The organism is Aquirufa sp. OSTEICH-129A (assembly GCF_054558355.1).
Genome location: NZ_JBPXKC010000001.1, coordinates 252,947 through 265,266, shown reverse-complemented (window position 1 = coordinate 265,266; position 12,320 = coordinate 252,947). Strand labels below are relative to the sequence as shown.

The window sequence follows — 12,320 nt, the reverse complement described above, 5'->3', positions numbered from 1 at the left end:
ACAACCTACAAAATCAAATTATTATGAGCAGATTTGCACAAGTTAAAGACCTAGTTATGTCATTAGAATCAGATTTCGAAAAATTCTACGATAAGGGTAATCAAGCAGCAGGAACACGCGTAAGAGGTGGCTTACAGCAATTAAAAACTTTAGCTCAAGAAATTCGTACTGAAGTTCAAAATCAGAAGAACGCAGGAAAATAATTAGTTTATTTCTTGATTAAAAAAAGCCCGTTACATCGTATCGGGCTTTTTTATATTAAAATTTCTCTGTGTTTAGGGCTTTACCTATTCCATCTACCATCAGTTTACCCCTCTCCTTATCAAAAACCTGAGTTTGAATTTCCGCTGTATGTTTGACAGGATCGATGGCAATGACCTTAAATTTAGCTTGATAAACAAGGTCAACGTACAAAGGTCTTTTAAATTCAGACAATTGGCTTAGATAGACACTTCCTTGTCCAGGAAATTCCATCCCCATAACACGCGAAAAAATACTGGCGATCAGCGCTCCATGAATTATGGGTTTCTTGAAAACCGTTTGAGCTGCGAATTCCTCATCCCAATGTAAAGGGTTAAAATCACCTGATATTTTACAAAAGTCGTTTACCTGCTCCTGTGTAAAGCTAAATTCAATTTCGTAACTATCTCCGACTGAATACATATTGAAAGTATATTAATTAATATTGAAAAATAGAGTCTAACTTTGTGATTGAAATTAAATAGCATGATTCACTTCATTTACAATCCCAATTCCGGAAGCAAAAGTAATGCAAGTAAAAAGCAAATGCTTCAAAAATTAGAAAAGATTGAAAATAGCCAATTACATTTAACGGAATATGCAGGCCATGCGCAAGAATTAGCCCTTTATGCCTTGAGAAATGGAGCGCAGAGAGTCGTTGCCATTGGAGGTGACGGAACAATACACGAAGTTGCTAGCGCATTAATAGGGTCAAATACAGCATTAGGAATCATTCCCATTGGTTCAGGGAATGGATTAGCTAGGCATTTGGGGATAGATTTAAATTTTTCAAAGGCCTTACAGCAAGCCATCCATGGATCAGAAATAAGTATAGACGTAGCTTACTGGAACCAAGATGCCTTCTTTTGTACGGCGGGAATAGGATTTGATGCCTTAGTTGCTAACCAGTTTGCCCAAGGTAAAAAGAGAGGATTAATAAATTACATTAAATGCACTTTACGGTCTATCATCCATTACCGACCTATTCAGATTCAAGAACTAAATCAGAAAGAAGAAGAAATATTTTCCATGACTTTTGCTAATGCAAATCAATTTGGAAATAATGCCTACATTTCTCCCTACTCGGATCTTCAAGATGGAAACTTTGAAGTTGTTAAGGTAAAACCGCTAACTATTTGGGAATCAGCCCAACTTGGAATTAGCCTATTTTCTAAAAGTTTACCTAAACATAAAAAAGTCAGTATACAATCGAGTCAAAGATTTGATTTCAGCGTCCCAATTGGCACTTTTTACCATATGGATGGTGAAAATTTAAGTACAAAAGTCCAAGAGCATAGCATTCAAATTCAAGCAAAAAATTTGCAGGTAATTGTATAGTGCCATAATTAAGCGAAAAGGCTGTTTTTTATTCAAAATAATTATAACTAATTGTATTTCAACAGATTAACAATTGTTCAAATTTTTTAAATGTAGACGTTGTTTAAATAACTACGTTTTTGATTCAAAATATTTTTATTTTTTTTTCTTATATTTTTTCAAGCCAAAATACACCAGAAGTACATAAAAATTGAACAATTTTTAGTTCCAAATTTTAAGGCACTTTTTTTAGTAAAAATAAGTTGAAAATATTTTTTTTTAGATTTGGAACGACCTTGAATTTTACTATTTTTGTCTCCCCGCTTAAGTAAAGCTTTGTCGCTTCACTAGGTACCCAAACCATTATTTGAAATTTTAAACATTTGAAGTATGTCTTTTATGGCTACTACTTCAACGAGGATTTTTTGACCCTAAACAAAAGGATTTTTTTATGCAAATGGAAGTAACTGAATTGTGGAATAAATGCTTGAATATCATCCGTGATGATATTTCTGAGCAAAGTTTCACGACTTGGTTTAGCCCAATTGTTCCTTTAAAATTTCAAAATAACACGTTAACGATTCAAGTACCTTCTCAATTCTTTTATGAATGGTTGGAAGAAAACTTTGTTTCATCTTTGAGAAAAGCAATCGATCATACGATTGGTCGTCAAGGTATGCTGGAATATTCCATCATTGTAGACAAGGGAGATCGCAAGAACCCACCTTTGTCTTTTAATTTACCAACGACGAATCAACAAAACACGCATAAAGATTTCACCAATAATCAGGCTGCAAAAAATCCATTTCAATTTAAAAACTTGGATTCATTGGAGCTGGATTCTTACCTGATACCAAAATACACTTTTGATAAATTCATTGAAGGTGATTGCAATCGATTAGGCAGAGCTGCTGGAATGGCCGTTGCCAACAAGCCAGGATTGACTTCTTTTAACCCTTTAATGATTTATGGAGGCGTGGGTTTGGGGAAAACACACTTAATTCAAGCCATCGGGAACGAAATAAAATTACAATTCCCTGAGAAGTTTGTATTGTACGTTTCTACCGAAAAATTCACAAATCAATTTGTCAATGCTATTCGAAATAATTCGATTGAAGCATTTACTAATTTTTATTTACAGGTGGATGTACTCATCATTGATGATGTACAATTCCTATCAGGAAAAGAAAAAACGCAAGAAACCTTCTTTAACATTTTCAACCACCTACATCAATCGGGTAAGCAAATCATTTTATCTTCTGACCGTGCTCCGCGTGATTTAGCTGGTATGGAGGATCGTTTGTTGAGTCGTTTTAAATGGGGCCTAACAGCAGATTTACAACAACCTGATTTTGAAACTCGAATTGCCATTATTCAGAAAAAATTACAAGATGATGGTATTCAGATCGATTTTGAGGTTTTAGAATACTTAGCTCATTCGATTCAAACCAACGTACGGGAATTAGAAGGTGTTATTATTTCTTTGATGGCTCAAGCTTCATTAACAAGAAAAGAGATCGATTTAGATTTGGCAAAGGCTACCTTGAAGAGCATTGTTAATGAGCAAGAAAAAGAATTAAGTGTAGAAAATATTCTAGAGGCCGTTACAAATCACTTTTCTGTTGAATTGAGTACCCTACAAGGTAAATGCCGAAAAAAAGAAAATGTTTTCCCTAGGCAAGTGGCCATGTATATGTTAAAGGAATTAACTAATCTACCTTTAAAGTCGATTGGTTACCATTTCGGAGGAAGAGACCACAGTACGGTCATCCATGCAGTACAGTCTATTTCTGAAGCTATGGAAACAGATAAATCAGTCGAAAAAACAGTCAAAAAACTATTTAATCGATTTAACCTGAATGCTAACTAAAAAAGTCTCCCGATTTCGAGAGACTTTTTTAATTTAAAAGGCATCTGATATTACTCTTCTACAAGCCCATCTTTATCTAGTAAGACAGAATCATCACCTTTTACCTTTTCTTTAATCTTGGCTTCTAATTCATCCATCAATTCTGGATTGTCTTTAATTAAATCTTTTACCGCATCACGACCTTGTCCTAAACGATTTCCATTATAAGAAAACCATGAACCAGATTTATCAATAACGCCTAGATCAACGCCTAAATCCAATATTTCTCCGGCTTTAGAAATTCCTTCGCCGTACATGATATCAAATTCAACCACTTTAAAAGGAGGCGCCAATTTATTTTTAACCACCTTAACACGGGTACGGTTACCTGTGATGGAATCTGCACTTTCTTTAATTTGACCAGCACGACGAATATCTAAACGAACAGATGCATAAAATTTCAATGCATTTCCACCAGTGGTGGTTTCTGGACTTCCAAACATGACTCCAATCTTATCTCTCAATTGATTAATAAAAATACAGCAACATCCTGTCTTATTAATTGTACCTGTTAGTTTACGTAAAGCCTGCGACATCAAACGCGCTTGTAAACCCATTTTAGAATCCCCCATCTCTCCTTCAATCTCAGCTTTAGGAACTAAAGCAGCTACTGAATCTATGACAATGATATCAATGGCTCCCGAGCTAATCAAGTGTTCTGCAATCTCCAAGGCTTGTTCTCCATTATCAGGTTGAGAAATCAATAGATTTTGAGTATCAATACCTAGTTTTTCGGCATAAGAACGATCAAAAGCATGTTCCGCATCAACAAAAGCAGCTATTCCACCAGCTTTTTGAGCTTCTGCTATGCAATGTAATGTCAAGGTAGTTTTACCAGAAGACTCAGGACCATAAATTTCCACCACTCTACCTCTTGGTACTCCACCAATTCCCAAGGCCAAATCTAAACCTAAAGATCCTGTTGAAATCACAGGTACATCCATAACTTTACTATCGGAAAGCCGCATAACGGTACCCTTTCCATAAGCTTTATCTAATTTTTCTAAAGTGGTTTGTAAGGCTTTTAATTTCTCGGATGATAAGCCTTGAGCATCGCTCGCTTGTTTTGCCATGGTGGTATGTTGATTGATAAAATTGTCTAGGTAACTTTTACTTTGCTAGTTTTGCATTTAGCTAAACAAAAATAGGAAATAGCCACTAATTATTAATCAAAATACTTGATATTCTACACTCTTATTTCATTAATACTTATCTTGCCGAAAATTGAGCCTTATACCCTTTTGAAAACAAAATATTTTTCTTTTTTACTCCTGTTTGTTTGCCTATCCTTCCATGTAAAAGCGCAAGAAAAAGATGTTCTTTTAGGTGGAGAGCAATTAAAATATCGTATTCACCTGGGATTCATCAATGCGGCAGAAGCCCACATAAAAAGCAGTCCTAATCTGGGTTCCATTCGCCAAATTCCCACCAGAAAAATTGAAATCGAAGGCAAGACTGTAGGAATATTTAATGTATTCAGTCCCCTATTGGATGTATGGGTATCTTATATGGACCCATCAACTCTTTTGCCCGTCAAAGCCGAAATGAATAAAAGGGAGGGTCGATACAAAAAACAAGAAGTGATAGATTTTTATCATGATAAAGGCTATGCCCAAATTTCTTCCCCACAAAATACTCCCAAAGAAAAGAATCTCTCCATTTCTAACTCCATGTTAGATTTGATTTCTGGCTATTATTTTCTTCGTAAAAAAAACCTTCAAGACTTAGAGATTGGTCAAAAAATGAGTGCTAAGATATTAGTGGATGGTCAGATTTATGAAATATGGTGTATCGTTAAAGGATTCGAAAAGGTAGAAAGTAAATTTGGAACCAAAAATTGCATTCGAACATCGCTGGTTTTACCAAAAAATAATTTATTTCAAGATAAGGATGCTATTCGCCTTTGGATAAGTCAAGATAACTACCAAATTCCTTTCAAAATGGAAGTCAATTTAAAGATTGGCTTTTTGAGCATTGATTTGGAAGATTATAAAATCGCAGGAAAAACCATTTATACTGCCTTACCCTAAAGCTTCCTTGTAGGCCGCGAGGACCCGCTTTCTTGCAAATTCATGATCAACAATTGGTTTAGGGTAATGAAACTCCTGAAATTCAGGAACCCATTTTCTAATGTAAGTCAAGTCCTTATCAAACTTTTGTGTTTGTAAATAGGGATTAAACACTCGGAAATAGGGCGCTGCATCACATCCCGAACCTGCTGCCCATTGCCATCCTCCATTGTTAGCAGAAAAATCAAAGTCTAATAAACGCTCGGCAAAATAGGCTTCGCCCCAGCGCCAATCAATTAGAAGGTGTTTGACTAAAAAACTAGCCACAATCATACGGACGCGATTATGCATAAAACCCGTTTGATTTAATTCACGCATTCCGGCATCTACAATGGGATAACCCGTTTGTCCATTTTTCCAAGCCTCAAACTCCTGTTCATTATTTCGCCAATTCATTCGATCATATTCTTTTCTAAAGGCCAAACCTTGTCCAATATGTGGAAAATGAAAGGTGATATTAAAATAAAAATCCCGCCAAATTAGCTCATTTAACCAGGTTTCTGATTTACCAAGCGCCCGCTTAACTAATTCCCTGATTGAAACTGTTCCAAATCGCAAATGAACAGACATACGGGAGGTTGCATCTAATCCAGGAAAATCACGGTTTATTTGGTACTGACGAATAATATCATCAGAAAAGTTTATGGCTGGAAAATGTAATCCAGATGGTTGAAATCCTATGTGCTCTAAGCTAGGAAACTCAAAATTAGCATTTAAATAATTAGTCAGGTTCTCCGAATCAAATGTACTCAATTCACTTGCTGCTAATTTTTCCTTCCATTTCCTTGAATAAGGCGTAAAAACAGTATAAGGTGTATTTTGACCCGTCATTACCTCGTTTTTCTCAAAAATTACTTGATCTTTTTTGCTTTGGAATATTATGCCCTGCGCTTCTGCCCATGATTTGACTTCAGCATCTCTTTGAATGGCATAATTTTCATAATCATGGTTGGTGAAGATCTTTTTTATGGAATATTGCTGGGACAAAGATTTGAAGGCTTCCAAAGGTTTGTCATGGCATATCAATAAATCTCCACCCCTATTTTGAATTTGAGCTTTTACATTTTTCAATGCTTGATGTATAAATTCTACTCGAGCATCTTTTTTATTTGATAATTTATCTAAAATGGAAGGATCAAAAATAAAAATTGGTAAAACGGGGTAATCATGACTAAGCGCTTCAAAAAGTGCGACATTATCCTTTAAACGCAAATCACGTCGAAACCAAAAAACTGAAATATCTTTCATTTGAATCAAATTACAAAGAGTTAACTGAGCTATCAAATGATTGTTTCAAAAAATTACCTTGACAAGCCCCCCTTGAAAAGTGTATATTTGCAAATTGTTTTTTATTTCCAAAAATAAATGACTGTTTGAACTAATCATTGATTGTATTAATTCATCAGTTTTCATTTTCAAACCCCATACGAATGAAATTATCTGAATTCAGATTCGATTTACCTCAAAGTTTAATTGCCTTACATCCAACAGATAACCGCGAAGACGCTCGCATGATGGTTGTAAATAGAAAAAACAAAACCATTGAACATAAAAAATTCACTGATATCGTTGATTACTTTGGAGAGGGAGATGTTTTAGTAACGAACAATACCAAGGTTTTTCCTGCTAGATTGTATGGAAACAAGGAAAAAACAGGTGCACAAATAGAAGTATTTTTATTAAGAGAATTGAATCGTGAACATCGCTTGTGGGATGTATTAGTGGACCCTGCTCGTAAAATACGTGTAGGTAATAAATTATATTTTGGTGATTCTGATTTGGTGGCAGAGGTGATAGACAATACCACTTCCCGTGGAAGAACCATTCGCTTTTTATACGATGGTGATCATGATGCATTAATGGCGGCTATTCACGAATTGGGTGAGACCCCACTTCCTGAAGAAATTCGTTCCAAAAGAGAAGCTACTCCAGAGGATGCTGAGCGTTTTCAAACCATTTATGCGGAGCATGTAGGTGCAGTAGCTGCTCCTACCGCAGGTTTACACTTTTCAAAGATCATCATGAAAAGAATGGAACTTAATGGTGCCCAGTTCACTCCTATTACCTTGCACGTAGGTTTAGGTACTTTTCGTCAAGTTGACGTAGAAGACTTAACCAAGCATAAAACAGACTCAGAGCATTTTATCATCAATCAAGATACTTGTGATTATGTGAATCAAGCGATTGATAATAAAAAACATGTATTATCGGTAGGAACCACAGTGATGAAAGCATTGGAATCTTCTGTATCAGCTAGCGGTCATTTAAAGCCTATCAATAGCTGGACGGACAAATTCATTTTTCCTCCATACGAATTCAAAATTCCTACAGCGCTATTGACTAATTTCCATTTACCTGAGTCTATTCTCTTGATGATGACTTCTGCATTTGGTGGATATGAGTTAATTCATGAAGCATATCAACAAGCCATCAAAGAGAAATATCGTTTCTTCAGTTATGGTGACGTTATGTTAATCATCTAAATAAAAATCGGGTTTGTTTTGAAGAAATATGCCATTATTGTAGCCGGAGGTACTGGACAGCGAATGAAAAGTGCCGTTCCTAAACAATTTTTGCTTCTTCAAGGCAAACCTATTTTATATCATACCCTTTTACAATTCAAAAAAGCATTTTCTGAAATAGAATTGATTTTGGTTTTACCTGAAAATCAGTTCAATTCTTGGCATAATTTATGCCAAGAACACCCTGAAATTCTTCAGAATTGTCCTCACCAATTAGTTCAAGGTGGTGAAACTCGATTTCATTCAAGCCAAAGAGGCATACAGGCCATTAGGGAAAACCAAAATACGCTTGTTGCCATACATGATGGGGTTCGTCCCTTGGTATCAATAGCAAGTATTCAGAACGCATTTAAACATGCACAAGAGCATGGAAATGCCGTCTTGGCGGTTTCTAGCAAGGATTCTATTCGACAATGGGATGCAAATGAACAAATCTACCTTCCTATTGATCGTAATCATATCCGCATTATACAAACACCACAGGTATTTGAAATCTCTATTTTAAAGAGAGCATTTCAACAAGATTATCAAGATTTCTTTACGGATGATGCTAGTGTGGTAGAGTTATTAGGGATTGATATTCAATTAGTGGAAGGAAATTATTCCAACATCAAAATTACAACGCCGGAGGATATGCTCATTGCTGAGGCATTAACTCAAAAAGTAAACATATGAAAAATGCCTGGGATTGGATTGGTGCCAATATTCTAAAACATAAAATTGTTATACTGATTGTATTAGCACTACTAACCGCAGGACTAATTTACAAATCGGCTCAAATACAATTAAGTTACGAGTTAGCCAAAATATTACCCAAAACAGATGAACGTTTTCAACTGTATGAATCATTCAAGAAGAAATATGGTGAGGATGGAAATGTCATGGTTATTGGATTGGAAAACCCACAACTTTTCACGCCAAATGAATTTGATGCTTGGAAAAAGTTAAGTCTGGATATTAAAAATTTACCAGGAATTAAGAATATCCTATCCTTACCAAACCTACCAGAAGTATATATTGACAGTGTCGATAAAAAATTCAAAACTAGAACGATTTGGGATAATAAGGTAGCCACTACACAAGAACGGTTAGACAGTCTCAAAAGCAAGATTAGTCGACTACCTATATTCACCAACTTCCTATATACGGAGGATTACAAGGTTCATTTATTATTGATCACATTAGATCAAAAAACGATAAATGATAAAGGTAGAATTACTTTAGTCAAGAAAATCAAGCAATTAGGCGAGGAGTATCGAGTAAAAACCAAACGAGAGATACATTATTCGGGGATGCCATTTATCCGTACCGAATATACTTCCCAAGTCACAAAGGAATTAATCATATTTCTTGGTTTGGCTATATTAGTTACATCCCTGATTCTATTATTCTTTTTCAGATCCTTTAAAGTGGTCTTTTTTGCTTTGATTGTGATTATCATTGGAATACTAGCTTCGCTGGCTACTATAGTATTCCTTGGATTTAAAATCACCTTGTTATCTGGACTCATTCCTCCGCTCATCGTAGTCATCGGTATTCCCAATGTGATATTCTTACTGAACAAATATCACGAAACCTATATTGAGACAAATGATAAGTTATTTTCTCTTCAAGAAAGTGCCTCGAAAGTGGGTAGAACTTTATTTTTAGCGAATTTAACTACATCCATTGGCTTTGGAGTATTCAGTTTTACAGGATCAGGATTGCTCGTTGAATTCGGCATTGTGGCTTCGGTCAATGTGATGTTCACCTTTTTATTGTCATTATTATTGATCCCTATATTCTTTAGTTTCTTGGCTCCTCCACGACCTAAGGATTTAGCTCATTTTGAATCTAAACGAGTTAATTTATTCTTATTCAAGATTGAGAATTGGGTTTTAAATCATCGAAAATCCATTTACGGAACTGTAATTTTATTGCTAATGATATCCGTTTATGGATTATTACAAATAAAAGCGATTGGATTTATTGTGGATGATTTACCCCGTGAAAATGCTATATATACGGATTTGAAATTTATAGAAAAGCATTTTCATGGCATTATCCCTTTTGAAATTTCTGTGGACGCCAAATCGCCAGGAAAGGCTTTAAGTCCTGAGATTTTGTCTAAAATGAAAAGGACAGAAAAACTAATGGCTAAATATCCTGAATTCACTTCAGGGCTATCCATATTAACGGCTACTAAATATTTATATCAAGTTTATCGAGGAGGAGACCCGAAATACTTTACTTTACCGGGCATTGATGAACTAAATAAATTAAAAGAATTTCAATCCAGTCTATCAGGAAAAAGTAATTTGTTTTCAGGCTTTATTGATCCAGAGAAACAGCATACCCGAATATCCTATCAAATGGCAGATGCAGGGACTGTTAGGACAAAAGAGTTATATCAAATTTTACAACCTAAAATCGATAGTATTTTTCGGACAGATCCTGAAACAGGAGAAATATTAGCCAAGGACAACCCTAAGGCTTATCTAGCTAATGTGACTGGAAATTCGGTCATTAATTCCTTCAATACGGAATATTTACAAAAAAATCTGATTGAAAGCACCATCACAGCGATTGTCCTAATTTGCCTGTTGATGGCTTTCTTGTTTCGTTCATGGAAGATGGTTATCATTTCCACCTTGCCTAGTTTAATTCCTTTGATCATTACAGCAGGTTTGATGGGCTATTTTGACATAGCTTTAAAACCTAGTACCATTTTAATCTTTTCAATTGCCTTTGGTATATCCAGCGATGGAACAATCTATTTTTTAACTAGATATAAAGAAGAATGGTTGAAAAATCAGATGAATGTAAAAAGGGCTGTTCAAATTACGATTCAAAAGACGGGAGTGTCCATGTTCTATACCGCCATGATATTATTCTTTGGATTTTTCATCTTTACGGCCTCAACCTTTAAGGGTACTCAAGCATTAGGAATTTTGGTCTCCATAACTTTATTAATGGCCATGATTTGTAACCTTATTCTTTTGCCTGCCTTTTTGATGGGTTTAAATAAAAAAGAAATTGATACCATCATAGAGGAAGAAATTTAGGATGGAAATACAGGAAGAAAAAATCTATACCATTCCTTTTTGGTTACTCTGTACAAGTAATTTTTTATTTGCTGCTAGTTTTTCCATGATTATTCCGGAGCTCCCTGATTATTTGGCAGCCATGGGAGGTAGTGAATACATCGGTTACATCATTGCTCTTTTTACCTTAACAGCTGGCCTCAGCCGACCCTTTTCAGGAAAACTAACCGACCACATTGGTCGTGTTCCAGTGATGGCATTTGGTTCCATCGTTTGCTTTATTTGTGGTGGAATTTACCCAATGGTTCATACGGTGCAAGCCTTTTTGTTTTTACGATTCATTCATGGTATGTCGACCGGGACAAAACCTACTGCCACAGCTGCGTATGTAGCAGATATTATACCGGAGAGCCGTCGGGGGGAAGCACAAGGAACCTTAGGAATATTTACTGCGACGGGTATGTCCATTGGACCAAGTATCGGGTCGGGATTGGCCAATACTATTGGGCTTCAAGCCATGTTTTATGTGTCGTCCCTTTTTGCTTTAGCATCCATTCTAATTTTATTTAGGTTGGAAGAGACATTACCAAAAAGTATGAAAAGTAAGTTTTCTTGGAGCTTATTTAAAATTAATTGGGATGATGTTTTTGAACCCAAAATTGCACCAGTCTTTTTGATCATGCTACTGATGGCATTTTCATCGGGAGTGGTAGTGACCTTGCTTCCAGATACCACGAAATTAGTGGGCTGGCACAATAAGGGTTTATACTTTACCATTTATACCATAGCCTCCATTTTTGTTCGTTTCTTTTTTTCAAAAAGCTCAGATAAACACGGTAGAATACCTATTCTAATCATTTCATGTGGTTTTTTAATCGTGGCTATGTTTTTATTATCCTTTCCACCTACTGCCCTAAGCTTAATCGCTTCGGCCATTTTATTTGGGATATCTTGGGGATTTTCAACACCCACCTTAGCGGCATGGACAACGGATTTAGCACATAAAAATCATATGGGAAGAGCCATGGCCACCATGTATATAGCCCTAGAAATGGGAATTGGAATTGGTGCTTTTTTATCAGGTTTTCTCTATAAAGGCTTAAGTCAAATGATACCTCTCCCCTTTTTCATTTCCGGATTATTAGCTACTATTGCTTTAGTAGTTTTATTAACCTTCAGGAAAAACTGGACAAGAAATGGAATTTGACACCTATTTAATCAGTAAAAAAATAGATTCATT

Annotated in this window: 11 protein-coding genes; 8 read left to right on the top strand and 3 right to left on the bottom strand. The window is 35.6% G+C overall.

Annotated features, from left to right (window positions below):
- Window positions 1-23 precede the first annotated feature (23 nt).
- On the top strand, window positions 24-203 hold the full coding sequence (locus SKC36_RS01180; protein ID WP_459452715.1) for a histone H1: 180 nt from the start codon (window positions 24-26) through the stop codon (window positions 201-203).
- A gap of 55 nt (window positions 204-258) precedes the next feature.
- On the opposite strand, the gene SKC36_RS01175 is transcribed toward SKC36_RS01180, so the two are convergent.
- The gene (locus tag SKC36_RS01175) at window positions 259-663 is read right to left on the bottom strand and encodes a MaoC family dehydratase (RefSeq protein WP_459452714.1); all 405 of its coding nucleotides are present in this window, start codon (window positions 661-663) and stop codon (window positions 259-261) included.
- A gap of 63 nt (window positions 664-726) precedes the next feature.
- On the opposite strand from SKC36_RS01175, the gene SKC36_RS01170 reads away from it, so the two are divergent.
- Together SKC36_RS01170 and dnaA are read left to right on the top strand one after the other, a co-directional pair.
- Window positions 727-1,578: a diacylglycerol/lipid kinase family protein gene (locus SKC36_RS01170; RefSeq protein WP_459452713.1), complete on the top strand. Its 852-nt coding sequence runs from the start codon at window positions 727-729 to the stop codon at window positions 1,576-1,578.
- A gap of 430 nt (window positions 1,579-2,008) precedes the next feature.
- Complete coding sequence (gene dnaA, locus SKC36_RS01165) at window positions 2,009-3,427, top strand: chromosomal replication initiator protein DnaA (protein ID WP_459452712.1); 1,419 nt, start codon at window positions 2,009-2,011, stop codon at window positions 3,425-3,427.
- Between the two features lie 50 nt (window positions 3,428-3,477).
- Here the strand turns inward: dnaA and recA are convergent, their stop codons facing one another.
- Window positions 3,478-4,539 carry a recombinase RecA gene (gene recA / locus SKC36_RS01160; RefSeq protein ID WP_459452711.1) on the bottom strand — a complete coding sequence of 354 codons (1,062 nt, stop codon included), beginning with the start codon at window positions 4,537-4,539 and terminating at the stop codon, window positions 3,478-3,480.
- Window positions 4,540-4,680: 141 nt separating this feature from the next.
- Here recA and SKC36_RS01155 point away from each other — a divergent pair, with 141 nt between their 5' ends.
- Window positions 4,681-5,496, top strand: a complete 816-nt coding sequence (locus tag SKC36_RS01155; protein ID WP_459464088.1) for a DUF3108 domain-containing protein — start codon at window positions 4,681-4,683, stop codon at window positions 5,494-5,496.
- On the opposite strand, the gene SKC36_RS01150 is transcribed toward SKC36_RS01155, so the two are convergent.
- Window positions 5,488-6,783 carry a cryptochrome/photolyase family protein gene (locus SKC36_RS01150; RefSeq protein WP_459464086.1) on the bottom strand — a complete coding sequence of 432 codons (1,296 nt, stop codon included), beginning with the start codon at window positions 6,781-6,783 and terminating at the stop codon, window positions 5,488-5,490. The two genes, SKC36_RS01155 and SKC36_RS01150, sit on opposite strands and share 9 nt — an antisense overlap.
- A gap of 182 nt (window positions 6,784-6,965) precedes the next feature.
- Between SKC36_RS01150 and queA the strand changes: the two genes are divergently transcribed.
- From queA to SKC36_RS01130, 4 genes are read left to right on the top strand one after another with little or no spacing between them, the layout of a single operon-like run.
- Entirely contained in the window at window positions 6,966-8,018 is a 1,053-nt protein-coding gene (queA, locus tag SKC36_RS01145) for a tRNA preQ1(34) S-adenosylmethionine ribosyltransferase-isomerase QueA (RefSeq protein ID WP_459452708.1), read from the top strand.
- Window positions 8,019-8,036: 18 nt separating this feature from the next.
- A complete protein-coding gene (locus SKC36_RS01140; protein ID WP_459464083.1) occupies window positions 8,037-8,732 on the top strand; it encodes a 2-C-methyl-D-erythritol 4-phosphate cytidylyltransferase in 696 nt (231 codons plus the stop codon).
- Complete coding sequence (locus tag SKC36_RS01135; RefSeq protein ID WP_459464081.1) at window positions 8,729-11,101, top strand: efflux RND transporter permease subunit; 2,373 nt, start codon at window positions 8,729-8,731, stop codon at window positions 11,099-11,101. The genes SKC36_RS01140 and SKC36_RS01135 overlap by 4 nt, the downstream gene beginning before the upstream one ends.
- 1 nt (window position 11,102) lies before the next feature.
- Window positions 11,103-12,287 (top strand): MFS transporter, encoded by a 1,185-nt coding sequence (locus tag SKC36_RS01130; RefSeq protein ID WP_459452705.1) that lies wholly within the window; start codon window positions 11,103-11,105, stop codon window positions 12,285-12,287.
- Window positions 12,288-12,320 lie beyond the last annotated feature (33 nt).